Source organism: Neptunicoccus cionae (assembly GCF_014643735.1).
Taxonomy (GTDB): Bacteria; Pseudomonadota; Alphaproteobacteria; order Rhodobacterales; family Rhodobacteraceae; genus Amylibacter; species Amylibacter cionae.
Window position 1 is genome coordinate 60,954 of sequence record NZ_BMKA01000009.1, and the last position, 24,235, is coordinate 85,188.

Genomic DNA, 24,235 nt, shown 5'->3' on the forward strand with positions numbered 1-24,235 from the left:
GATAGAGGTTCCAGCAGGTGGAAGGTCAAGGCTTATAAGGTTTGGTTTCGCAATATTCGCCCAATTCACTCGGGGACGAGGACTGCTATCTTTTCAAGTAGGGCGCCGCGCTCGATAACACCGGGGATTATTTCGTCACCCAATACGAACGTCGGCGTTCCAGTTATACCCAAGGCTTCTGCCAAACGCAGAGAGGCAGCAATGTGTTCGTTCACGAGGTCTGATTGCATGTCTGTTTTCAAAACTTCGAGATCGAGCCCCACATCGCCTGCAATTTTCATAACGCTTGCTTCAACGGCTTGCCCGTTCAATGCCATCATTGCCTCGTGAAACTGCTGATATTTACCTTGGTTTCTCGCGGCAAGTGACGCGCGCGCCGCAACTTCGGAACCGGGCCCTAGGATCGGGAATTCACGATAAATAATGCGGACATCCTTGCTTGCCTCCAGTACCGCTTTGACCTCTGGTGCAGCGCGGCGACAATACCCGCAGTTATAGTCAAAGAACTCGACAAGTGTGACGCTGCCATCCAAGTTCCCGAAGATCGGGGCATTCTGTTCGAAATCATCGCGCAACTCAGACAGGGCGTCAGTCTGCGCTTCGGCGAGCGCCACATTTTCACGTTCCTGAAGGATTGAAAGCGCTTCGATCAGAATTTCGGGTTTTTCCAAGATCGCTTCAAGTGCGAGACGCTTGATATCGGCTTCATTGAGCTCTTGTGCAGCCACAGTAGTGAAAGAAAATGCTGCTACTACTGTTGCAAGAACAATTTTTGACAGGCCGCGTCGCGCTGATAACATCTTGAATCCTTCCTAGGATTGAGGGGGATCCGGGGGTGATTGAGTTATCTTCCCCAGGAATTCTTCTGCTGAAAAGCTATCAAAAACACGCTGATCTCGCCAAGGCAGTGTTCTAAGTTGCGGGGTACAGGATCACACGGGTGTCAAGCGGGACCTTATCATAGAATTGTACTATCTGATCGTTCACCAATCTGGCGCACCCGTTTGAGACTGCGCGGCCGATAGTGCTTGGGTCATTTGTGCCATGCACGCGTAAAAAGGTATCGCCGCGACCCGGTTGAAAGAGGTAGAGGGCCCGCGCACCTAGAGGGTTGCTCAGACCGCCAGGCATTCCATTCCGTAACGGCCCATATTTCTGAGGCTCACGACGCAACATGCCCGGGGTCGGTGTCCAACTGGGCCATTCCTTCTTTGCCCCCACATAGAATTCTCCGGCCTCATAAAGACCCGGACGACCAATCCCGACGGTGTACCGAATTGCAGTATTATCCGGTTGGGTCCAGAACAGGGCAAATTGGCTTGGAACGACATGGATTTCGTAGGGAGCAGCGCCTTCTGGGATGCTTACTACTTGAGGCAAGTACTCCGGCGGCAAATCATACTTTGGCAGCACTATATGAGCTGAAACCGGTTGACTGGCCAAAGCACTGACAGCCCCAGCGGCAAGGAGGAATTTTCTTCGTTTCATGAGGCTATGGCTTTCGGATAGTGGACGTAGAATGAGCCCTGGTACACGAGCTCAGACTTTAACAAGTCATGCGGAATCAAAACAGTTTCACTTGTGTTCCTACTTCGGCCAAAGCGAACAATTCTTTGATATGTTCGTTGTAAAGACCGATGCATCCGTTCGACGATTGGCGGCCAATCTTCCGCGTGTCCCCCGTTCCGTGGACGCGATAATATTGCCATGAAAGGTAGAGCGCATGCGTGCCCAAGGGGTTGTCTGGACCGGGTGGAAAATAATCCGGCCAATCAGGGTTGCGGATTTTCATCGAAGGGGTGGGACGCCAGCTCGGCCCTTCCACTTTCTTGATAACGCTGGTGTATCCGCGTTTTGTCAGTTCTTCAGACTCTGGAACGCTGGATGGATAGAGCTTATAAACGCTTTCATCCTCTGAACAATATTGCACCGCCCGGGAATCGATGTCGCACAGGATTGCTCCGTTATTTAGGTTGTCAAAATGATCCCTCCAATTTGAGACAGCGAAGGACGAAATATTGCGGCGCACTGGTGGTGAAGCAAGTGGTGCTGTGGTTTGCGCGGTTGCAACGCCCGTTCCTAGGAACACCCCACTTGCGGCCGCACCGAGCAGTGCTCCACGACGTGAAATAGATGAGTCTTTGACTAGCTTCATGATGAATCCTTCGTTCTTGCCTGTTTTCGTTGGTTTACAACCTTCACCCACTGGAGCTTCAAACAACTTGTAATCACAAAAGCGTGAGGGGAATGATGGGGGGGGCGCAGGTCAGCCAATCACATTTGTCTTATGCCCCATTATCTTGGAGGTTACACAAGCACGTCCGTGGCTATAGGATGCAGTGGTCAAAGCTTATAGTGAGATCATTCGCGCTATGATGGCTTGCATAGGTTGATCTGGTCCTAAATGAGCTGTTCAATGATGAAAGAGGGAATGCAGCTTTCGCTCGCGTTTCCAAGGAACACTACGACATCAAAAGGAACGGTAAGAATGAAATTTAGCACGAGTGGTCTTGGTTTTGCGATACTGGCGCTTGGAGGGTGCGCTGATTTTGACGGCCAAGCAGGCACCTCAACCGACGGATTCATCAAAGAATTGCCAGAAGGTGTTCTTGAAATAGCCGCGCCGTTCCAAGATTTGAACGCCGTTCGGATTGAGCCGACAGACGGATGCTTCGTTTATCGTTATGTCGGTCCCGTTGAGACAACCTATTTGCCGTTGAGATCGAAAAGGGGCAACCCAATTTGTACCAGGCCGCAAGGGGTGCCCGCGACTGGTTGATACAGGCGCAGGCATGAATTATCTCGATAATATTAGGTGCAGACCGGCTGCATGCTTAGCTCTGTGCGGTGATTCGATCTTCAGGCGGATACAAGAACGCTGTCGATCCAGTGGATACCTGATCATAAAGCCCATTGATGTGAGCCATAACCATACGCACACATCCTGAACTTGCGCGTCCTCCAATCGATTTTGGACTGGGTGTGCCGTGGATGCGCAAATACGTATCGCGATTGCCAACAAAAAGGTAAAGCGCCCGGGAACCAAGCGGATTGGTAGGCCCTCCATCTACCCCGTCGGCGACAGGACCGTAAACTGACGGTTCCCGCTCGATCATCGCAGGTGTAGGCGTCCACGTTGGCCACTGGGTTTTTCGCCGGATCAAATATGTGCCTGGCTCGTATAGATTGCCCTTAGCAATCGCAACGCCATATCTCATCGCTGTTCCGTCGTTGCGGATATGATAGATATAGCGTGCGACGGCATCGACATGGATGTCACCCGGCGTAAGGCCGTCGTTTGCCTGCACGAGCTGAGGAAGAAAACGTGGGTGAAAGCCCCACGGATTGGACGTAGAAGGATCATAGTTTGCTGGCGTTACTTGTGCATCCCAAGCCGACCACTTCGATCTATCAGATGTTGGAGCGGCCAATGCTGCCTGCGGTATAGGCGTCGAGAACAATGCGGTGGTTGAAAGGACAAAGTGGCGTCTGGTTAACATAACAATGTAACCTCCTAGTTAGTGTAATGGGAAAACATATGTCAGTGACCGGATGTAATTCCAAGTGGAACCAATCACATGTTCGTGCAAAGGCTATGGTCGCAACGTCCTGTTTCCTGTTTAAAGTTCCTTGGAGATGCGCCCAAAGGGTCCAATGCACCACCTGCCCCACTTGCGTTGTTCATTAGAAGAACCTTCTGGTCGCCCTCAGATATTCTGCATAGGCGTCACCGTATTTTTCCAACAACCAAGGCTCTTCCGAAAAGGGTGCCAGAGCAAGCGCCACAATGCCTGTGATGATCACCGGCCAAGACATAATCGAAGCAGAAAGGATTCCAATCCCAACAAGGATCGCGATATCTGCCAGATATTGAGGGTTTCGGGAATATCTATAAAGGCCAGTGGTTCGCAGAGATCCTTTTGCTCCGCTCGTCGCCGCGAAGCCAAGATGAAGTACGCCAGCCCACACCACGACATTCCCAAAAATGAGCAGGACCAGCCCCAATCCCCACCGCAAGAATGCAGGGACATCCAAAATGCCCCATTCGACAAAGCCTATGAAAATTGCTGAGCCGAAGCCGATACAAGTGAGAGTCCAAACCGCGATCCGATGCATCGCTGTCGACTGTTCGGGCGGCCAAACAAGCTGTTTTGGTCGGTAAATTGACCATGCCAAACCAAGAATCAATAAACTGTTGGCAAGGCACCCAAGTATTGCTGCAAGCACTGTGAACTCATTCATGGCCATACCGTGTGGCCTCTTCGTGCTTGTCGCATGATCGCTCGAATTCCAGTGTCGAATGAGAAATGCCGAACTCCTCTTCCAGGCGGGCTTTGATTTTCTTCTTCAGAGTCTCCAGATCGTCCCAGCGTGCGTCCTCGATCACCACATGAGTGTCGAGCGCCGCTTGATGTTCCTGCATTTGCCAGAAATGCGCGTGATGCAGTTCTTCGACGCCGTCGATGTCCTCAATGGCCGCAATCACAGCGTCGATGTCCACATCCGGTGGACTGCCGAGCATAAGTGTCCGAATAGGTCCGCCGATTTCGGTAAAGGCGAGCCAAAGTATATATGCAGCGATACCTATGGTAATTGCCGGATCAACCCAACGGATATCGTAGAGCAGGATCAGAACGCCGCCGACGATAACTGCGACGGATGCCAAAGCATCACTGAGGTTGTGCAAGAACAACGCACGGATGTTCACGCTCCCCTTTTGCATGGAATACGTGAGCATCGCGGTGAGCGTGTCGACCGCTAAAGCGATGCAACCAAGAATTACGACTGTCCAGCCCTCGATCTGCGGTGGATCCGCGAAGCGCATTGCACCCTCGTAGACAAGATACATCCCAATGATAATCAGCGACGTGTAGTTGATCAGCGCTGCAACGATTTCGATCCTGCCATAGCCAAAGGTCATCTTTGCATCTGCCGGGCGGCGGGCGATTTTGCGCGCGCCAAAGGCGATGACGAGTGAGGCCATATCCGAGAAGTTATGTATGGCATCGGCGATCAACGCGAGGCTTCCCGAAAGAATTCCGCCAACGATTTGAGCAACGGTCAGCAGACCGTTCGCCCAAATGGCGACTCCAACGCGACGGTCTCCCGACTGCGGGTCTATTCCGTGATCATGAGGCATTCAGTGCCCTTCTCTCAATATTCAGGACCATCCCATTGCCCCTCCCTTCGAAGACAAACTTAGGCGCCTAACAAAAAGGTCGCTGGTCATGGCCAGAAGCCCCTCGGTCGCGAGTAAAATTGCGGAAACAATTGTTAACGGAACAGCGATGATGACATGAAACATTGGAATTGCAGTTATTACCCGCAAATGGAGCCAACTAGCGGTCATGACGATCCAACCCCGCCTTCACGAACAAACTGTACAGAATTGGTTTCAGCCATCGGGATCACTGGAACAACCCCACTGCGTATTCGTCGCACGCGGGCATTCATCCAGTGACGGATCAGATATCGATAAAGCAGCCCACGAAGACCTCCAAAGGATTGTTGATGCTGCGCATAAAAGTCGTCTGGCGTGTCGAACAGACCAAGATCGGCGTTAATGCCGGTTTTTTGGATGAAGGTATCTGTTCCGCTCCATTCGATGGATGGTGAAGAAAGGCGGTCTGTTCCGACCCCATAGCCACACAGACTGTCGTTATCGCGAACAAATCTGTCCTGAAGAGCAGACAAGACCGCGTCGTCCAAAATAAAGCCTTCCAGATTGATCCAACGCCCTCGATGCAAGATTTCCACCCAGCTATGAAGGATGCTCTCAGGCGCAATCGGATAGATGAGTTCTGGTACGATCCCACGCTGCAAGGATTTATGGATTGTGAAGCCGTGCAATCGACAAGGGATGTCGACCGCACGCAACAAAGCCATCAATAGCGTGGCCTTGGTGTTGCATTGACCATATCCGTCACGCAGTACCGCTGAGGCTGGCATGTCGTCTGCAGCATTGTAGCCAAAAATGATTTCGTTGCGCACGTAGTCGTAGGCAGCACCAATCCGGTGGAATTCGTCCAAAGACAACCATCCGCGCTCACGGATCAGATTTGCGATGGCGTCCCCATCGAAATCGAGTAATGGCGAAACGCCCAGATGGGTCTTGTTGTCTTCATTCTTCATAGCTCTATCCGACGCATCGTTTGCGATATTCGAAAGATAGGAGCTACAGTGCCTAGAGGTTCAAGAACTTTCTTCCATTCTTATCACGCTCCGATTTCATCATGATTAGTTAGACATTCAGAGTGATCTCGCAGCACTTCAAGAACCTTGCATTCGGCAACGCTTTCGCCATCACACTCGGCAACCATCCGTTTCAACTCCTTCTTGAGGGCCTGAAGGCGTTTGATCCGCTGCTCGACCTGGCGAAGTTGTCGCCGCGCGATAGAATCCGCCTCTGCACAGGATTGAGACGGGTTGTCCGACAGGTCCAGAAGTTCGCGGATTGAGTCGAGCGAAAAACCAAGTTGACGCGAGTGTCGAATAAAGGCGAGGCGATCGAGATCTTTTTCATAATATCGCCGTTGCCCACCTGACGTCCGTCCGGCCTCGTTCATCAATCCAATCTGTTCGTAGTAGCGGATTGTTTGAACTTTGGTTCCAGTCTTCCGCGAGAGTGTACCAATTGCCAGCATGTGCATTCCTTTATCTAAAGTCACTGTAGCTTATCAAAGTTCTAACTCGCTTGAAAAGCCAAAGGTTTCACAAAGTCGTGACATAATATCCTACCAAGCATCTTTTTGCTTGAACCTCTATCAGCTGTAGCTTGTATCCCCCCCAAGAGGTGACTTGTTTTAAGGGCGAAACTGGCAATGACAAATGTGCGGATAATTCTCTGGTCCATAGTTGCGGTGGCGATCGCCATTGTTGGTGGTTTTTGGATATCAGAGCGTGGCCAGCTACCGGTTGCAGCCACTCGCCTGCCTGCAGCGGAGACTGTTTTGGCTGATTTTGAATTGACCGATCACAATGGCATGGTGCAAACCGACGAAGATTTCCGTGGGCGATGGATGCTCGTCTTCTTTGGGTTCACCAACTGTCCGGACGTCTGCCCCATGGGCCTGGCAACAATCGCTCAGGTAATGGACGATCTGGGCGCAGAAGGTGAAGCAGTACAGCCCCTTTTCATCACAGTTGACCCGGAACGGGACACGCCCAGTGTTCTGGCCAACTATATCCCACAATTTGGCCCCAGCATCCTCGGGCTAAGCGGCCCGCAGGAACAGACCCAACAAACTGCCAAAGCTTTCAAAGTCTATTATCAGCGCAATGAGGATGAATCTGCACCCGATGGATACACCATGGGCCATACTTCATCTTTTCTTTTGTTCGATCCGCAAGGCGAATTTGTTCGAATATACGAGTACGATTTGGATCCTTCTCAGATCGCCTCTGACCTTCAACAAAGGATTGGATCGTGACAATGGCTTCCGATCCATCAACGCCAGACAGTCGGTCAGTAACGTTCCTGTTCGCGGCTTGGTTTCTCGCCTTGGCCGCTTCACTTTCCGTTCTGTTCATCGGTGAGGTATTGGGCCAGACCCCGTGTCATCTTTGTTGGTTGCAGCGCGCCTTCATGTTCCCACTCGCCGTCATCCTTGGTATTGCGGCATGGCGTTCCGATCTGTCCATCTGGCGATATGCGGTGCCGCTCGCCGTTATAGGCGGTGCTATCGCGCTCTATCATTGGCTGCTATATGCTGGGGTCTTGCCCGAGCCGATTACGCCCTGCACCGCCTCCGGACCATCTTGCACGGATGACGCAATGCTGATCCTTGGCCTGCCAATTCCCGCTCTCTCCTTTTTGACCTTCGGGGTAATATCTGCCCTGCTCCTCCAACTTCGACGGATTGCCTCATGACACGCAAAACCCTTGTTCTCGTAACCCTGACCGCTGTACTGGCGCTTTTCGCCATCGGTGCCTGGTTTGTCTCTCGTCCTAACGTGACCCCGACTGCGACAGCCGCTCCTATTGAGCAGCAAGACCAACTCGTTCGCGCTTACTCGCCTGTTTTGGGCCGCAAAGACGCTCCGGTGACGATTGTAGAATTTTTTGACCCAGCCTGCGAGGCGTGCCGCGCGTTTCACCCGATTGTGAAACAGATACTGGCGGATAATCCCGATGATGTCCGCGTGGTGTTGCGGTACACGCCATTCCACGGGGAAGGGTCTGAGCTGGCAATCAAAATCTTGGAAGCAGCAAGATTACAGGATGTCTTCATGCCCGTGCTTGAAGCGCTGCTGGAAAATCAACCGACTTGGGCATCTCATGGTGCGCCAGCCGCAGAACAGATTATCCAGATCGCGGCGACAGCAGGTTTGGACGTAAATGCCGCCGCGACCCAGATCAAATCCCCAAGTATCGTCGGTATCCTCAATCAGGATCGGGCCGATGTTAAGGCAGTTGGGATCGAGGGCACCCCGACCTTTTTCGTCAACGGAAAGCGATTGACCGACTTCGGTCCAGATCAACTGATCGCGCTTGTACAGGCAGAAGTCCAAGCTACTGCAAACAACTAACATCAGATTGGATAACCCTGACAGTGAGACATATTACAAATACCTTGCGCTGCCTGTCCTTCGGTCTACTGATGGGACTTTCCACAGTTTCTGCAGCGCAAGAAAACGCAGGCGATATCAAGATCGTTGTTGAACAGCCATGGGCGCGTGCCAGCATTGGAACTTCACGCCCCGGTGGCGCGTATCTGGCGCTTCGGAACGAAGGAGATGTACCAGTTTACTTGGTAGGATTGCGGGCCGATATCTCGGCGATGGCTTCCATCCATGAAACCCAGACGAACGACGAAGGTGTCAGCCGCATGGTGCCTGCAGGTGACATTGAAATCCCAGTTGGAGGAACGCTGGCACTCGAACCGGGTAGCTATCATATCATGTTGATGAAATTGCAGTCGCCACTCGTGGAAGGCGAGACTTTCCCGATGACCCTACTCTTTTCGGATGGGTTGGAGATTGAAGTTGTAGTGCCTGTCCTGCGTATCGGCGCACGCGGCCCTGAAGGCTGACGCCAACATGAAACAGATTGGTAAAATCTTGATTGCCTGCGGCTTGGCGATATTAGCCGTTCTTTTCATCGGATGGTGGCAGGTTGATGGGCCGGGTGCGGCGTCGGTGCCGGGAAAACGTTCCCTACCGCTGACAGAAATGGACTTTGAGTTGACCAATCAGAACGGGGAAGCTGTCGGCCCGAAAACGCTCATTGGCCAGCCAAGCCTTGTCTTCTTTGGCTTCACCTATTGTCCTGACGTCTGTCCAACGACGCTTTCGGACATTTCCGCGTGGCTCGACGAGATTGGGCCGGACGCAGAGGCCCTTAACACCATCCTCATTTCCGTGGATCCAGACCGAGATACCGTCGAAGTGATGGCCGAATATGTCTCCTACTTCCATCCACAGATTCAAGGTTGGACTGGTTCAGATGTCCAAGTCGCCTCTGCTGCGGCAGGGTTTCGCGCAGTCTATGAAAAGGTGATGCGCGAAGACGGCGACTATACGATGAACCACACAGCAGGGGTTTTCCTGTTCGACGCGACAGGTCGCTTCGTTACCACGATCGATTATCACGAACCGCGCGAATTCGCCGTGCCTAAGATAAGGCGCGCAATGCAAAGCCAAGACGAGAGGCCAGAAACTTGAGATTGAAATATTTCGTGCTGGGAACAGCTGTCAGCGCAGCTGCTATGGCGTCGCTGACCGCCAGAACCATGATGACACCGAACGCGCCAGCTCCGGAAGTGATGGTTCGGGCTGCAGAGCTTTCGCAACCACCAGCAGAACCCTCTTCTTTGGATTTATCCGTTACCTTTGCAACAGAGGTGGTTAACAGGAATGCTACTCTGGCCCCATTGCTTCATTCGTCCGATTTCACTCGGCCTGATGAGCTGACGGCAGTCACACAAGCTCTTGCTATCCCAGCTTGGGAAGCGACGGTAACAGATGGCGATACGCTTGAATCAATCCTAACCCGCGCCGATATGGACGCACCGCTGCGGGCCGAAGTAGCTCTTGCCATTGCTGCAGAATACGACTTGCGCAGATTAAGACCCGGCCATCAGCTGCGCGTCAATTTTCAGCCCAACGGGTCCCCGTCATTCGTCGCTTTAACAGTCGATGAAGGTGTTCAAATCGAAGTCACACTCGATGGTAAGGTCGCTGGTCGCACTAGACCCCCCGTCCTTACGTCTGTCGAGCAAGCAGGTCAGCTTGTCGTCAGCGGATCCATTTATACTTCCTTGGATGCAGCCGGCATTCCTGCTCGCTTTGCGGTCGATCTGGCCGAAATTTTAAGTGATGCAATCGATTTTCGGCGAGATCTTAAAGGCGGCGAGAAACTCAACATCCAATGGGCACAATCGGTCCTTGCTGACGGGTCGAAAGTTGGGCAACCGAAGCTAACCTACGCGGCTCTTGATTTAGCGAAGGATATATTTGAAGTCGTTTGGTCTGACGAGGATAGCGGCAAGGCGACTGTCTATCTGAATGGGGATGTCCTGCGAAGAATAGCACCACCTGTAAAGGGCGCGCGCCTATCTTCGGTTTTTGGCCGACGCAAACATCCAATTTACGGCAACGTTCGAATGCACACTGGTGTCGATTACGCAGCCGTTAAAGGGACGCCAATCAGCGCGACCGCACCGGGCCGGGTTTCCTTTATTGGATGGCAGAACGGATATGGCCAAGTGGTGGAGATATCTCACGGCTCCAACACGATGACCCGGTATGCCCATTTGAGCGCCGTACCCAATGGATTGAAAACCGGAAAGCGTGTTCTTGCTGGAGAAGTGATCGGTCAGGTCGGCAAGACAGGTACGGCGACAGCTCCTAACTTGCACTACGAAGTGCATGTAGACGGGCGTCCGATCGACCCGCTTGGAAAGGAACTGATCGCCTCGGTAGAAAATCCTGATACCGCGGGTGCGTCAGCGCTCCTTGAGAAAACACGCGCGCTGTTTACAGCGACGCTCAGCGACGAAATATGAACAATCGAATTGGATAACGCATGCTCCCCAAAATTGAACTGATCTTTGGCGCTGTGCTGCTTGCGACCGTGTCAACGGCCGCCGCAGCCCAGACGGCCATTCAAGTCGCAAAGACGCGCGGCTGCGGATGCTGTGTGGCTTGGATGGACAGACTTTCAGACGCTGGTTTCTTACCGGAGGGCGAAAATATTGGAGGAGCACTGATCCGTTTGAAAATGGATCGGGGTATCCCTGTTGCAATGTTTTCATGCCACACCGCAACGGTCGAGGGCTACACGATAGAAGGGCATGTGCCACCTGCCGACATCACGCGTCTTCTTGAGGAACGCCCGGATGCAGTCGGTCTTGCTGTGCCCGGAATGCCAATCGGCTCACCCGGCATGGATTTTGGGGAAACTTCCGACGCCTATGATGTCTTTCTGGTGAAAAAGGACGGTAGCACCGAGATATTCTCTTCCTATCCGGCAAATTGAACATGGAGGCGCTCACGACCCTATCTCCTATCGCCTTGGGCTTTTATGGAAGCCTTGCAGCTGGTCTTATAACGTCCGTCGGTGCCGTTCCGGTTCTCTTTGGCAGCACTCCCTCGCGAAAATGGCGCGACATCTCTCTTGGCTTTGCCGCAGGGGTGATGCTGGCGGCTTCGTTCTTCTCGTTGATCATTCCAGCGCTCGATGTTGCTGAAATTCGATACGGGGATGGGGCGATCCCGGCATTGATCGTCTGCGTTGCGATCCTGCTTGGGATGGGGGCAGTTGCCATTATGAACGAAGTGATCCCGCATGAGCACTTCAGTTCAGGGCGCGAAGGTCCTGAGGCCGCATCTCTGCGTCGAGTTTGGCTATTTATCATAGCAATCACCATTCACAACGCCCCAGAGGGTCTGGCCGTTGGGGTCGCGTTCGGCGCGGACGGGTTTGCGGGGGGATTTCCAGTTGCATTGGGTATCGGATTGCAGAACGCGCCAGAAGGACTGGCGGTCGCGGTTGCATTGCTCGGTGAGCGATACTCTGCAAAACGGGCCTTTAGCATCGCAGCTCTCACTGGCTTGGTTGAGCCTGTCACCGGCTTTCTTGGTGCTGCAGTTATCGTGGTTGCTCAACCCCTTTTGCCTTGGGGTCTCGCCTTCGCGGCGGGCGCTATGCTCTACGTCATCAGTCACGAGATCATCCCCGAAACCCACCGCAGTGGACATCAGAAACAAGCAACGACCGGGTTAGCAGTCGGTCTGGTTGTCATGCTGTTCCTCGACGTTTGGTTAGGCTGAAACATGGCAATCCGTTCTCTGGGAATTTGTGCAGCCGTCATTGCATTTGCTGCCGACCAAGCGTCAAAAGCATTCCTGCTTATAAATGCAGAAACGTTAGCCGCTGGCGTCAATGTCGCGCCCGGTTTCAACTTGGTTTTTCACCGTAACACCGGCGTTACCTTTGGTCTTCTAAAGGGCACGCCATGGTGGGCGCTAGCTATCGTTGCGACCGCTGTTGTCCTGTTTCTGGCCATTTCGCTGGTACGGTCGACTGCAATAAGTGAAGCCGTTGCCTATGGTGTGGTTATAGGTGGTGCTCTTGGAAATATTCTGGATCGCATCCGCTTCGGCGGCGTAACTGATTTTCTGGATTTCTATATTGGAACGACACACTGGCCTGCATTCAATTTGGCAGACGTGTTTGTGGTTTGTGGCGTTGGTCTTCTGCTGATCACTGCTGGTCGGGAACATGCCGCCATAAAAAAAGCGCCTGAGTAGAGAGTGAGACCCTCAATTAGCATTTCCAGTCTTGGTCCAAGGTTTAGGACGAACATAGTCCCGCTTATCGTTGCAATTGTTCTCGGGGCCGGTGTTGTTTTTGCGCTACCGCCGTTCTCAACTCCGTTTGTATTGCCCATCTGTTTTGGTGGGCTGTTTTACCTCACCACCAGCAAGGCCCGAACAAGAGCGTTTCTTACCGGATGGGCTTTCGGCTTCGGCTTTTTCCTGTTCGGACTGTCATGGATTGCGGAGAGCTTTTTTGTTGATGCTGAACGTTTCGGTTGGATGGCCGCTCCTGCAGTGATCGCACTGGCAGGGGGGCTTGCGCTCTTTCCAGCGGCGGCGATGGTGGTTTTCGCCGCGACCAAGACGACAGGGGTATCAGGCGCGCTTGTCTTTGCTGCCTGCTGGTCTGGGTCCGAATGGCTGCGCGGCACCATTCTTACTGGCTTTCCCTGGAACCTGATTGCTTACGCATGGGTCGATTACGATGTCCCGCGTCAGATGGCGGCACTATTCGGCAGCTATGGTCTAGGGTTGCTCACAGTGTTGCTCTCTACCCTGCCCACCGTGATTTTCACGCGAAATCGTCGACAGAGTGGGCTTGCAGCCACGATGTTTGTCATATTGGTCGCGGGTATATGGATAAATGGTGAAGCCAGTCTGACCGGTGAAGATCAGAAAACCGCGGCCAATGTTAGAATTGTTCAGGGTAACATCCCACAGCGGGAAAAGTGGGATCCAGCGTTTCGCGACCGCAATATCGCCCGTTATCTGGATTTGTCTGCTCAGCCGGGCCAATTTGATATCCTGCTTTGGCCCGAGAGTACCTTTCCTGGATACCTCGAAGAAGATCAGTGGATGCTGGGAGAGATCGCGAAGCTTTTGACTGATAGTGCCGTCCTGTTAACGGGGGCGCAAACGCGCGAAAACGTTGACGGTGAACAGCAATACAAAAATGCGGTTCTCGCAATCGATTCAACAGCTCAAATCATAAACCGCTACGCAAAGCACCACCTCGTCCCGTTCGGCGAATACGTACCCTTTCGAGACCTCCTGCCGCTTAGGCGGCTAACTGCTGGATTGGGTGACTTCACGCCAGGGTCCGGGCCGAAGACGTTTCGCATGCCGCAACTGCCCGGTGTCGGTCTATCAATCTGCTATGAAGCAATCTTCCCCGGAAAAATAATAAGTTCGAAAGAGCGGCCTGAATGGATTTTCAACGCCACGAACGACGCCTGGTTCGGCGCATCAATTGGCCCGAACCAGCATTTGGCATCTTCAAGAATGCGCGCCGTCGAAGAGGGGCTTCCCTTTATCCGCGCAGCCAATACCGGCATTTCCGCCATCATAGATGGTAATGGTCGCCTGATTTCGCATCTCGGTTTGGGCGAGACCAATATACTGGACGGCGCTCTGCCTGCGGCGCTCTCACCAACACCATTCTCGAGCTATGGACAGATGATGCTCTGGTTGGTCTTTGCAGTGAGCCTAGCGATGGCGGCATTACTCAACTTTAGAAAGGACAGCGTATCATGATGACGATAATAGCAGCTTTTGCAGGAGCCATATGGGGTGCGTATCTTGCGAAGAAGCGCGGTGGTAACAAGAAAGACATTGCTCAATACGCAGTGAGTTCCGCAATGGTATTTGGCCTTTTCGCAATGGTTGTCTCAATCATTCTCTTAAGGTTCATTTGAACAAAGCTGCAGATCTTTACGAAAATCTAGGCGAAGATGTCGATTGGCGTTCCGTCACGAACCATAGCGTAAATATCTTCTATCTCGCGATCAGATACTGCAATACATCCGGCTGTCCAGTCGGGTTTGATCGGGTCAATACCCGCTCGCGGCCCGCCATGTATAAAGATATCTCCACCAGGACTGCGGCCCTGTGCGGCTGCATAAGCAATATCCGCTTCATTCGGATAGGATATCCCGACAGACAGATGGAACATGCTGTTTGGATTGCGCTTGTCGACAGTATAAGAGCCTTCCGGTGTTTTTCCGTCACCTTCAAACTGCTTGGGACCCGCGGGTGCAAAGCCGAGGTCAAATTTATACGTCTTCAGCACCTTTGAATTGTTGTAAAGGAAGAGGGTTCGATCGCCCTTGAACATCTGCAAGCGCGTGACCTCTGGACCGTTATAGGTTCGAAACTTGTTCGCGCAGCCAGCCAAAGTAAGAGCCAACCCACCCAGAACGGCGAAACGGCGTGTTGTACGTATCATTTTTTGCTCGACCTCTTTTTCTTATTGGCTCAGTTAATATTTGCACAAAGGGGTTTTTGAAATCAATGCCCATGCACCAAGGCACCCTGTGCCATCGTTTCTCCAATTTTCTCGCCCCCTGATGGGTCGGACCGATCCTTCTTGGCCCGAAGCAGCCTCAGCGCGTTGGCTACGACCAGCAGGGAAACGCCGACATCCGCAGCGATGGCACCCCACATCGTTGCCATCCCGAAAGCTGTTAAGCCGACGAACAGCGCCTTGGTGGCCAGTGCGATGCCAATATTCTGATGAATGATATTCATGGTTCGGCGCGAATGACCGACGAGCCACGGTACCTTGCTGATATCGTCCGTCATCAGGGCGATATCGGCGGTCTCGATGGCGGCATCCGATCCGACAGCACCCATTGCAATCGCGAAATGTGCCCGCGCCATGGCCGGTGCATCGTTCACACCATCGCCGATCATCGCCACGACATCGTAGTTGGCAACCAACTCCTCAATCGCCGTCACTTTGTCCTCGGGCAGCAGCTCTGCGCGAACTTCGTCAATGCCGACCTCTGCCGCGACGGCGCGCGCTGTGCGCTCGTTGTCACCGGTTAACATGATGATCTTTTTCACCCCTTGGGCATGAAGGAGTGCCACCACTCCCTTTGCATCCGGCCGAATGCGGTCGCGCAATTCGATCAGACCCAGCAAACGATCCCCGGACCCGACTGCGACAAGCGTACTTCCCGCTCCCTCAATTCGTTCCAATAGGTCACGAGGAATGGCATCACCCACGCCTTTTTCGGTGGCAAAACGGTCGGAGCCCAGCCAGACAGATTGCCCTTCCCAAGACCCCTCTACGCCGCGACCCGGTACTGTTTTCGTGTCGCTAGCAACCACTTGTTTCAATCCGTCGCGTTCACCACGTGCAAGGATAGCGCGTGCCAGCGGGTGGGATGAGCGGGCTTCCAGCGCGACAGCGGCGCTCAAGAGATCACGTTCTTTCGTGTCACCCAAGGGATGCAGGCCTGCGACTTCCGGTTCACCCATGGTGATCGTTCCGGTCTTGTCCATGGCCAGCGCGGTTAGGCGTGAGGGTGCCTCGACATAAGCGCCACCCTTGATCAGAACACCGTTGCGTGCCGACGCCGCGAGAGATGCCACGATGGAGACAGGCGTGGAGATCACCAGCGCACAAGGGCAAGCGATCACGAGCAGCACCAGCGCATTATAGAACCAGTAATTCCATGCCCCTGAAAACAAAAGTGGCGGCACGATTGCAATCAGCACCGCCAATATCATGACGATGGGCGTGTAGATGCGTGCAAATTTCGTGACCCATTGTTCAACCTCGGCTCGGCGCGAATGCGCATCGCCTACCATGCGGATGATCTTCGACAGGACGGTATCGCCAGCGGCCTTCGTGGCCTTGACCGTTAGCGTCCCGTTACCATTGATCGTACCGGCATAGACCTCGTCGCCGATTTCTTTGGCGACCAAAGCGCTTTCTCCTGTGATCGGGGCCTGATCGACATCGCCGCGACCTTCAGTCACTTCTCCATCGAGTGGGATACGATCCCCGCCCCGCACAACGAAGCGATCTCCAATGGTAACCTGAGCCGCAGGAACATCGGATTCCGAACCATCGTCACGAATAACGCGTGCCGTCGGTGGTGCAAGATCGAGCAACGCCGAGACCGCATTTCGCGCACGTCCCACGCTCCAAGATTCCAAAGTTAGCGACAGGGCAAAGAAGAAAGCGACCGTCGCCGCTTCAAAGAATTCACCCAGTCCGATCGCACCGGCCACGGCGACGATCATCAATAGGTTCATATCCGGCGACAACCGGCGCGCAGCCGACCAGGCTTTGGGCGCGACCAGCCAGGCACCGAACACGATTGCCAGCAAAAACAGACCCATCTCGATCAGAGGCATTGAGGTTTCGCCATGACCAGAAAACAGCCGCAACGCACCCCCTGCCCCGGTCTCAACGATATGGTAGAGGAATCCCGCCGCCCACAAACCGCCGCTCAGACCTGTGAACAGACGCTGGCGGGCGAAATGCTCCGCCTGATCCGCTTCAGCGCTTTCGGCGTTCCACATTTTCGCGCTCATGCCGGTCGAGCCAACGATCTTGATAATTTTGTCATCGCTAAGCGGCTTGGCGCCTTCGAGGATGGTCATACGCCCATTGATCACGTCGAAAGCCAGATGCTCACTCCCTCCGACCTCCGGCCCGACAACCTTGCTCAGGATCGCAACCTCGTCCGCGCAGTCGAGGCCATTTACGCGAAAACTGCGGCCTGAATTTGGCGGCGGCGCTGGCTGCGCCAATGTATCCGCGGAAGCGCCGCAGCAAGTATCTTCTTCGTGACCGTGAGCGGCATCATGTGGCATCTTGGCGTCCTTTCACACTTTTCCTTTCCGGTGTAGGAGCTTCAGTAACTAGAGGTGCAAGTCAAAAGTTTGTATATCTAAAAAGGTGAACGCGACCGCGCTGGTCTTCGAAAGGTCCCGTGTTTCAAGAACTATAGCGCCAGTTCCATGAGTGAACGCGCATCCCAGCAGATAATCCCTTAGAACTCAGGATCTGCACCGCTCACTCAGATCTATCCGATCGTCGAAAGAATGGGAAAGGTGCCAAGCAGCCAATACGCAAACCGCGAAAGCTGCCCGGTGATGACAGCAACGCCCATAACGACCATGGCAATCCCCGCTCCCATGTAAAGCCAGCGTCCCGCTTTGCTGATCCCCCGGATGCGCGCTGCGATAGCATCGGTAAAAAGCGCAGCAAGCAAGAACGGGACACCAAGCCCTGCCGAGTAAATTGCGAGCAACGAGACACCGTTAGACATCCCGCCTGAGGTCGAACTCAGCGTCAGGATCGCACCGAGTATGGGACCAATGCAGGGTGTCCAACCAAAGGCGAATGCAAGACCCAGCACGTAAGCCCCGAATGGACGTCCCCCCGGAATGTTGAGGTTCAACCTGGTATCACGCGACAATGCCGGAATGCGGAACACGCCCAGCATAACCAAACCAAACAGTATGATGATCCCACCACCAAGATAATTGAGTTCAGCCCGCCATGTCAGCAAAAGCGATCCGAGCGCGCTGGCACCGGCCCCAAGGGCGATAAAGACCGTCGAGAAGCCCAGAACGAAACAGGCGCTTAACCCCAAAGCTCCGGCCCGTGCCCGCATCCCAACCTGACGGGTCGTGCGCAGACCGGGCTGACCGGCGATGAAAGAGACATAGCCAGGCACCAAGGGAAGAACGCAGGGTGACAGAAACGATATGGCCCCCGCCAAAAAGGCCGCAAGGATACCAATACCCGAAATATCCATCGCTATAACTCATCTGCTTTAAAAGGACGCGAGGCCCACCAAAAGGCCGCTATCGGGATAACGATCCACTGCAAGACGGGCGACAGTCCCGCATCAAGAACTGGAATAATTGGCATGAGATCCGAATAGGCCCAGGCCGCACGGATCACAATATTCAGCCATTCACTGAACAGCGTGTAACCAAGGCCGAATGCAACAGTGAGAACAGTCACCTGCTGGCGTGTCTGTCGGGCGAAGGGCCAGCCTTGACCGGCCAGCATCAACGCCAGCATGAGCGCACTCATCGCGATTAGAATGTCTCCCCCTGTACAATGAAGCGCCGCGAAAACAATCTCGCCCCAGCTGCCCTCATTCCAGATCGTATAGAGCGGCATGTGCGCGAATTCCCAGATCAGGTTTGCGGGAATGATCACTGAAAAATAGCGGCGCAGGGCGCGCAGTGAAATTTGCGCTCCGTGCCTGCCAATTGACCGGGTGGACGCAAGGCTCATCGAAAAATACCACTCAGCCGACTCCACCAGCTCGTGCCAGTGCCGCCCTTCATGCAAAGCCCCAGTCCGCACATGACGCCACAGGGTGCAAGCGATACAAGGATCGGCGCAAGCCCTGCTGCGGTCAGCCATCCCCAATTCAGGGCCATTCCGCTCCCGATCATAATGGTCACACTAACAAGCAGTAAGCGCCTGCGCGTTATCCATTGCGGCCGAGGGCCAATGACTGACGCATCCTCGCTGCCAGTGTCATGCTGTGAAATTTGAACCATCTGGTTGCTGCCTTTTGATGTTGGGCGTTCGATCATTCCAGTTGCTGTAGGGTCAAGGTGCCGTGATGAAATTCAAACCGTTCATTCGATAAACCCCCTCAGGAACGCTATCATCTCAGGATCATCCCATTCCGCCGGTCCGACAAGCCGCCCTAGTTCCTGACCTTGTCTATTGATCAGGATTGTCGTTGGTAAACCAACCGTGCGTAAAGCAGTTGCTGACAACATGGTCTTATCGACATACGTTTTCAGATGTTTCACACCGATTTCATCATAGAACTTCCGTACAACCGGCGTTCCGGCGCGGTCGATAGAGAGGGCAACAACCTCAAAATTGTCGCCGCCGAGCGTCGCCTGCAATGCGTCTAACGTCGGCATTTCTTCGCGACACGGAATGCACCAGGTGGCCCAGACGTTTACCAAAAGCACCTTGCCTCGCAGCGATTCCATATCTTTGCGTGTGCCGTCCTCAAGCAAGAAGCGCACGTTGATTACGGGTTGCGGCTCGTCATGCAGCGCAAAACCTTGCGGCGCTGCAAATGCGCCGGTGACCCACACCAGGAAAAGAACGACTGTCAGTTTCAGCGAAGTCATTGTGCTACCTTCTCAGGGGTTGAAGATTTCAGTTCGCGAACCATCGGCATGATTGTGTCTTGCAGAATTGTGCGTGTAATAGGCCCGACATGGCGATAGGCGATGGTTCCATCAGCGGCGATGACATATGTTTCGGGTACGCCATAAACACCCCATTCGATGCCGACGCGGCCATCTCTGTCCGCGCCGATGCGGGTATAGGGGTCACCCAGTTCATCCAGCCATGCCCGTGCCTGTTCGGGCGGGTCCTTATAGTTGATACCATAAAGCGGTACCTCGCCAATTTCGGCAAGCTCGATGAACAGCGGATGTTCCGCGCGACATGGCACACACCAGGATGCAAACACGTTCACCAGTGAAACATGCCCGGCCAGGTCTTGTGTCGACAACCCGTCGTCCCTGCCAAGGACGGGGGGGAGCGAGAATTCTGGCACAGACTTATCAACCATTGCCGAGGGCAGCGCGTCGTCACGGTTGAACAGCCCCCAAGCGAAAAACGCCATCAGTACAAAAGCGACAGCTGGCGCCACGACAAGACCTGAGACGCGATACCACGGCCGTTTTTGCTGCATTGATTTGTCCGCCCCCCTCATTGCTGTGCCTCGATGTCGGCACGCGTTATATCTTCTTGCGCAGCCTTCTCACGATCGGGCCATGTGCTCTTGATGTAATCGAGGATCGCTTCGATATCTTCGCTCGAAAGTGTGTCTGCAAATCCTGGCATGTCGCTTTCGTACCCGTTCCCGACAATCGCCGCCGTTCCCCGTGTGATGATGTCTGTCAACACGCGGTCGGCATGATGCCAGGTATGTCCCGAAGCATCGTGAGGCGGTGCTGGTAGCCTTCCGTTTGGCAACCGCGAGCGCCAGTCGGGCTGGCCCTCCAGATTTGCGCCATGACAACTTGCGCAGTTTTCCTGATAGAGTGTCTCACCCTTCAGAAGTTCAGTATCTTGCGCTGCCGCCGCGCCAGCCGCCGCCAATGTAAAGACCCAAAGGCCGAGCCACTTTATCATTTTTTCACCCACCTTCTTCGGAGCCAGATGCAGAATAGCGCAATCGCGGCGAGCCCGATCAGTATCAGCAAGACACAAAATGACCAGATCAACCCCATCGACAGCAAGCTGTCACCACTGGCAGCGCCGCTACTACGCATCATCTGACACTGTTATTTCACGCCATCAGAGCGGATATATTTAACCAATGCGATTGCCGCGAGCACCAGCACAGCCACGATCAGCAAACACACGAGACCCATACCGATCATCATGCCGCCGCCCATCGTTCCACCATCCATCCACATGTACTTCATCCTTTGATTTGTTCTGGGTTGTGTCCGGCACGGTTTCGCGCCGGACAATTGGTTTGCCTATTCGACCGCATAAACTGTGGGGTCCACGCCTTCTTCAATGGCGTAAACTTTGAATGGCTCTTGCTTTGCGCCGCCCATACCGGGTGATCCCATCGGCATCCCTGGAAGCGTGACGCCGGCGATGTCGGGTTTTTCAGACATGACCTTGTTGACCACATCAATGGGCACATGACCACTGATCACATAATCCCCGATAAAGGACGTATGGCATCCCTGAAAGTCTTCCGGAATACCGGCATCACTGCTGATCTGCACTAGATCATGGGTTGGCTTGACGTCTACTTCAAAGCCATTTTCACGCAGGTAATCAGCATAGCTCTCGCAACAACCGCACTGGGGGTTTTTGTACAGCGTGACCGTTTCGGCGGCCAAGGGAGCTGCGTTCAGGCTCATTGCCAATACGGCGGCACTTCCTGCAGCAGCCAGACTGGTAAATCCGAACAGTTTTTTCATGATCTTCTTCCTTTTCTTCCGTTAATTCTGCGTATTTTTAAGTTTTTGTCGCATCCAATTCGACGCGGATAACCCCCATCATCCCTGCGGCCTGATGCTCCATGATGTGGCAGTGAAACATCCAGTCTCCGGGGTTGTCGGCCACAAAGGCGATGTCGACCTTTTCCCGCGGTGCCATCATGACAGTATCTTGCCACTCGAGGTACTGTGTCGCTTGCCCGTTTCGAGCAATTACGCGGAAAGTATGGCCGTGAAGATGGATCGGGTGCGGCCAAGCGGTCCGGTTCTCCATTTCAAGGATATGTGAAGTCCCAAGCGGCAGTGTCAGCAGCGGGTCCATAATCGGCCCGTTCGCGGCCTTTCCATTGATGAACCAAATGTTGCCTTGGCGCATCTGACCCATCATCGACCCCATGCCGTCGCCCATCATCATCTGGCCCATCATCCCGCCGTTAAAGACAATCTGATGCCGAGTTGCCTTTTTGATATCGGGATCAGCCAACGGGTTAGGCGCAAGAACCATTGACCAGTCCGGCACCGATTGGCGCAGAGCCTCAGACCCATAGACAAAATCGACCAGCCGGAATTCGAGGTCTTTGTAATAGACGTCGTTCACGCTCAGAAGATCGCCGGGCTTTCCAGTGAAATCGATCACAACATCAACGCGCATAGCGGGTCCAATGACGATAATCCCGTCATCTGGCGCGTGCGGCGCAACGGGCTGGCCGTCCATCGCGATTACCACAGGATCAAGATCGCCAAAATCCAACCCGAATATCCGGGCATTCGCGGCATTGATCAGGCGCAGCCGAATACGTTCACCAGCCTGAACCGCCATGCGATCAGGTATTTGGCCATTTATCGTGACAGTGTTACCGATCCGACCGCCATGCATAGCATCGCCTTGATTGCCGAAATCATTCGAGAGCTGACCGTCGTTTGTCATCCGCCAGTCATCCAGCATCCAGGTCACATCACGGTCCACGCGGATCGGCTCAGCCTCTTCAACAATCAGCGGACCGTAAAGGCCGCGACCCAACTGTTCGAAACTGCGTTGATGCGGGTGGTACCAGAATGTTCCCGCATCCAGAGCGTCGAACTCATATTGGAAATCACCATTAACCGGAATCGGATCTTGTGTAAGAAACGCCACTCCATCCATCGCATTTGGCGTACGAATGCCATGCCAATGAATTGTAGTCTCTTCCTCCAGACGATTTTCAGCCAGAACGCGTATCCGGTCGCCTTGACGGACCCTGATTTCCGAACCGGGAACGGCACCGTTATAACTCCAGACGTCAGTCAAGCCGTATGGTGCAGGGCGCAGCCCGGCCTTCGAGGGTGCAGCGCGCAAGCGAAGCGGCTCGTCGGATTGCTGCGCTACCGCTGCCCGCATTGGCGAGAGTGGCGATAGAGATGCGAACGCCGCACCGGTGCAAAGCACGCCCCTTCGTGTCATTGGAACTTGTTTGGTCATCGAGACTTTCCTGATCTAAATTGGGGGAGCACACAGCCCTACATGGGATATGCACCGCTCAGTCTCCCTGCAGATTGCAAGGCCGAGAACGTATTAGATCGGAAGTTTCGGGGGGAAAGGATCGAGTGCCGGTGCTGTCCCTATTGGAAGCAACAGATCAATGCTCGACCGCATGAGACCGAATGGCTTAGAAAATTGTGTTGAAGATATCTGCGGCGCAATCATTGCAGATGAACCGCCCAGGCCGCAGGGCACAGTACATCCACTGTCACAGATGATGCCCGCACCATCAGTTGACGGGCATCCCGCACAAGTCTGATCCTGACCGTCCATCTGCATTGCCATGCTGGGTTCTTTGGCCGAACCATATTCAGGCGCAACTACCACGCCAATAGTCAGGATAAGAATCAGGAAAAGGTGCAGTACTGGTCTCATGAGAGCACTTATGCAGCCTTCCAGTTGGTGGAGGTCAAGTGCATTTTGGTAACTTGAGCGTGACTATGTGAAATGAAGGTCGAAAGATCAAAGGTATCAAGATTCAAATTGACCTCGCTTCATCCATTCCACTGTTTTGTTACGTTTGAAGCTGAACCAGCACCACTCTTGCTATGTAGTGCGGGCGCAACTACCAGAATGTTGCTTTTTTGAAAGATTATCCGTGAGCGACATGCTTGTCGTGAGATTGCGGCACCAGAAAAGCAGTGTTTGCGTTTCAGTTTCGGTGGGAGTTTTCACCACGCGCCATCATCATATGATGTTCTTTGTGGTGACCCGCCTTCAAGTGCCGCCACGCAGTGAACTCTGTGCCACGAACAAAGTTGATCGAGCGGCGCGTCATTGCGGGCAAGGGATATAAGCTGTCGATCAGGCTCAACGCGCCAGCAATGAAATACTTCGCCTGCGGCGCGTATCGGACCGATTGGATGCTTGGCTGGACCTATTTGGTGAACCAACAAAAGGGGAATGGGTGCATATTGCTGATGCTACAGGTGAGTCCCCGTCTTCACTTTATAGGGAGCTTGCCCGGAGGCATCATTGAGTCCTGAATCAACTCAGCCTTTGGAGGGGGCATTCATAGCGGAAAGGGAGTTTAATGAGGTCCCAATAAATGGAAATATTGAAGGTAAGACTTTAGCAGCGTTGTGCCAGAGAATTTGTTTGCCAGATTATAAAACCTTTCAACGTTGAGATTACATATGAGATTATAGGGGCTTCCACCTTGATCAGGGTAAATTTTTGTAATCACATGCTAACCAA

At 53.6% G+C, this 24,235-nt stretch carries 30 protein-coding genes; 11 read left to right on the plus strand and 19 right to left on the minus strand.

From position 1 onward, the window contains the following. Window positions 1-65 precede the first annotated feature (65 nt). From IEX10_RS18515 to IEX10_RS18525, 3 genes are all read right to left on the minus strand, one after another. Window positions 66-800: a DsbA family protein gene (locus IEX10_RS18515; RefSeq protein WP_229678638.1), complete on the minus strand. Its 735-nt coding sequence runs from the start codon at window positions 798-800 to the stop codon at window positions 66-68. A 112-nt stretch (window positions 801-912) separates the two neighbouring features. Then, the gene (locus tag IEX10_RS18520; protein ID WP_188678706.1) at window positions 913-1,488 is read right to left on the minus strand and encodes a L,D-transpeptidase; all 576 of its coding nucleotides are present in this window, start codon (window positions 1,486-1,488) and stop codon (window positions 913-915) included. Between the two features lie 76 nt (window positions 1,489-1,564). Further along, window positions 1,565-2,155, minus strand: a complete 591-nt coding sequence (locus IEX10_RS18525) for a L,D-transpeptidase (protein ID WP_188678707.1) — start codon at window positions 2,153-2,155, stop codon at window positions 1,565-1,567. Between the two features lie 333 nt (window positions 2,156-2,488). Here IEX10_RS18525 and IEX10_RS18530 point away from each other — a divergent pair, with 333 nt between their 5' ends. After that, window positions 2,489-2,779 (plus strand): hypothetical protein, encoded by a 291-nt coding sequence (locus tag IEX10_RS18530; protein WP_188678708.1) that lies wholly within the window; start codon window positions 2,489-2,491, stop codon window positions 2,777-2,779. Between the two features lie 55 nt (window positions 2,780-2,834). Here IEX10_RS18530 and IEX10_RS18535 read toward each other — a convergent pair whose 3' ends face one another. From IEX10_RS18535 to IEX10_RS18555, 5 genes are all read right to left on the minus strand, one after another. Next, entirely contained in the window at window positions 2,835-3,500 is a 666-nt protein-coding gene (locus tag IEX10_RS18535) for a L,D-transpeptidase (protein ID WP_188678709.1), read from the minus strand. A gap of 184 nt (window positions 3,501-3,684) precedes the next feature. Continuing rightward, window positions 3,685-4,242 carry a methyltransferase family protein gene (locus IEX10_RS18540; protein ID WP_188678711.1) on the minus strand — a complete coding sequence of 186 codons (558 nt, stop codon included), beginning with the start codon at window positions 4,240-4,242 and terminating at the stop codon, window positions 3,685-3,687. Then, window positions 4,235-5,140: a cation diffusion facilitator family transporter gene (locus tag IEX10_RS18545; protein WP_188678713.1), complete on the minus strand. Its 906-nt coding sequence runs from the start codon at window positions 5,138-5,140 to the stop codon at window positions 4,235-4,237. Before IEX10_RS18545 ends, IEX10_RS18540 begins: the two co-directional genes overlap by 8 nt. A 206-nt stretch (window positions 5,141-5,346) precedes the next feature. Beyond that, window positions 5,347-6,132, minus strand: a complete 786-nt coding sequence (locus tag IEX10_RS18550; RefSeq protein WP_188678715.1) for a transglutaminase-like domain-containing protein — start codon at window positions 6,130-6,132, stop codon at window positions 5,347-5,349. An 83-nt stretch (window positions 6,133-6,215) separates the two neighbouring features. Beyond that, on the minus strand, window positions 6,216-6,644 hold the full coding sequence (locus tag IEX10_RS18555) for a MerR family transcriptional regulator (RefSeq protein ID WP_188678717.1): 429 nt from the start codon (window positions 6,642-6,644) through the stop codon (window positions 6,216-6,218). Window positions 6,645-6,821: 177 nt separating this feature from the next. On the opposite strand from IEX10_RS18555, the gene IEX10_RS18560 reads away from it, so the two are divergent. The 10 genes from IEX10_RS18560 to lnt all read left to right on the plus strand — a co-directional run bounded on the left by IEX10_RS18560 (window position 6,822) and on the right by lnt (window position 14,295). Next, on the plus strand, window positions 6,822-7,430 hold the full coding sequence (locus IEX10_RS18560; RefSeq protein WP_188678719.1) for an SCO family protein: 609 nt from the start codon (window positions 6,822-6,824) through the stop codon (window positions 7,428-7,430). A 2-nt stretch (window positions 7,431-7,432) separates the two neighbouring features. Continuing rightward, window positions 7,433-7,870, plus strand: coding sequence for a disulfide bond formation protein B (locus IEX10_RS18565; RefSeq protein ID WP_188678773.1), 438 nt, complete (start codon window positions 7,433-7,435; stop codon window positions 7,868-7,870). After that, the gene (locus tag IEX10_RS18570; protein WP_188678721.1) at window positions 7,867-8,529 is read left to right on the plus strand and encodes a DsbA family protein; all 663 of its coding nucleotides are present in this window, start codon (window positions 7,867-7,869) and stop codon (window positions 8,527-8,529) included. The genes IEX10_RS18565 and IEX10_RS18570 overlap by 4 nt, the downstream gene beginning before the upstream one ends. Before the next feature lie 71 nt (window positions 8,530-8,600). Then, window positions 8,601-9,032 (plus strand): copper chaperone PCu(A)C, encoded by a 432-nt coding sequence (locus IEX10_RS18575; protein ID WP_188678723.1) that lies wholly within the window; start codon window positions 8,601-8,603, stop codon window positions 9,030-9,032. A gap of 7 nt (window positions 9,033-9,039) precedes the next feature. Beyond that, on the plus strand, window positions 9,040-9,663 hold the full coding sequence (locus tag IEX10_RS18580; RefSeq protein WP_188678725.1) for an SCO family protein: 624 nt from the start codon (window positions 9,040-9,042) through the stop codon (window positions 9,661-9,663). Window positions 9,664-9,665: 2 nt separating this feature from the next. Continuing rightward, complete coding sequence (locus IEX10_RS18585) at window positions 9,666-11,006, plus strand: M23 family metallopeptidase (protein ID WP_188678728.1); 1,341 nt, start codon at window positions 9,666-9,668, stop codon at window positions 11,004-11,006. Between the two features lie 20 nt (window positions 11,007-11,026). Continuing rightward, the gene (locus IEX10_RS18590; RefSeq protein WP_188678730.1) at window positions 11,027-11,479 is read left to right on the plus strand and encodes a DUF411 domain-containing protein; all 453 of its coding nucleotides are present in this window, start codon (window positions 11,027-11,029) and stop codon (window positions 11,477-11,479) included. A gap of 2 nt (window positions 11,480-11,481) precedes the next feature. Further along, the gene (locus IEX10_RS18595; protein WP_188678733.1) at window positions 11,482-12,273 is read left to right on the plus strand and encodes a ZIP family metal transporter; all 792 of its coding nucleotides are present in this window, start codon (window positions 11,482-11,484) and stop codon (window positions 12,271-12,273) included. A gap of 3 nt (window positions 12,274-12,276) precedes the next feature. Further along, window positions 12,277-12,753, plus strand: coding sequence for a signal peptidase II (gene lspA / locus IEX10_RS18600; RefSeq protein ID WP_188678735.1), 477 nt, complete (start codon window positions 12,277-12,279; stop codon window positions 12,751-12,753). Window positions 12,754-12,756: 3 nt separating this feature from the next. Continuing rightward, window positions 12,757-14,295, plus strand: coding sequence for an apolipoprotein N-acyltransferase (gene lnt, locus IEX10_RS18605; RefSeq protein ID WP_188678737.1), 1,539 nt, complete (start codon window positions 12,757-12,759; stop codon window positions 14,293-14,295). 187 nt (window positions 14,296-14,482) lie between these two features. Here lnt and IEX10_RS18610 read toward each other — a convergent pair whose 3' ends face one another. From IEX10_RS18610 to IEX10_RS18655, 11 genes are all read right to left on the minus strand, one after another. Beyond that, window positions 14,483-14,986, minus strand: a complete 504-nt coding sequence (locus IEX10_RS18610; RefSeq protein ID WP_188678739.1) for a L,D-transpeptidase family protein — start codon at window positions 14,984-14,986, stop codon at window positions 14,483-14,485. 62 nt (window positions 14,987-15,048) lie between these two features. Then, window positions 15,049-17,370, minus strand: coding sequence for a heavy metal translocating P-type ATPase (locus IEX10_RS18615; RefSeq protein WP_229678639.1), 2,322 nt, complete (start codon window positions 17,368-17,370; stop codon window positions 15,049-15,051). 212 nt (window positions 17,371-17,582) lie between these two features. After that, window positions 17,583-18,320: a cytochrome c biogenesis CcdA family protein gene (locus IEX10_RS18620; protein WP_188678741.1), complete on the minus strand. Its 738-nt coding sequence runs from the start codon at window positions 18,318-18,320 to the stop codon at window positions 17,583-17,585. Between the two features lie 2 nt (window positions 18,321-18,322). Further along, window positions 18,323-18,811 carry a hypothetical protein gene (locus IEX10_RS18625; protein ID WP_188678777.1) on the minus strand — a complete coding sequence of 163 codons (489 nt, stop codon included), beginning with the start codon at window positions 18,809-18,811 and terminating at the stop codon, window positions 18,323-18,325. A gap of 353 nt (window positions 18,812-19,164) precedes the next feature. Next, complete coding sequence (locus IEX10_RS18630) at window positions 19,165-19,677, minus strand: TlpA family protein disulfide reductase (protein ID WP_188678742.1); 513 nt, start codon at window positions 19,675-19,677, stop codon at window positions 19,165-19,167. Then, entirely contained in the window at window positions 19,674-20,249 is a 576-nt protein-coding gene (locus tag IEX10_RS18635) for a DsbE family thiol:disulfide interchange protein (RefSeq protein WP_229678640.1), read from the minus strand. Before IEX10_RS18635 ends, IEX10_RS18630 begins: the two co-directional genes overlap by 4 nt. A gap of 17 nt (window positions 20,250-20,266) precedes the next feature. Further along, window positions 20,267-20,692, minus strand: coding sequence for a c-type cytochrome (locus tag IEX10_RS18640; RefSeq protein ID WP_188678744.1), 426 nt, complete (start codon window positions 20,690-20,692; stop codon window positions 20,267-20,269). Between the two features lie 152 nt (window positions 20,693-20,844). Beyond that, complete coding sequence (locus IEX10_RS20140) at window positions 20,845-20,979, minus strand: hypothetical protein (RefSeq protein ID WP_268237054.1); 135 nt, start codon at window positions 20,977-20,979, stop codon at window positions 20,845-20,847. A gap of 66 nt (window positions 20,980-21,045) precedes the next feature. Further along, window positions 21,046-21,501, minus strand: a complete 456-nt coding sequence (locus tag IEX10_RS18645; RefSeq protein WP_188678745.1) for a DUF411 domain-containing protein — start codon at window positions 21,499-21,501, stop codon at window positions 21,046-21,048. Between the two features lie 37 nt (window positions 21,502-21,538). Then, window positions 21,539-22,978, minus strand: a complete 1,440-nt coding sequence (locus IEX10_RS18650) for a multicopper oxidase family protein (RefSeq protein ID WP_188678746.1) — start codon at window positions 22,976-22,978, stop codon at window positions 21,539-21,541. Window positions 22,979-23,071: 93 nt separating this feature from the next. Then, entirely contained in the window at window positions 23,072-23,413 is a 342-nt protein-coding gene (locus IEX10_RS18655) for a hypothetical protein (protein WP_188678748.1), read from the minus strand. Window positions 23,414-24,235: the final 822 nt, after the last annotated feature.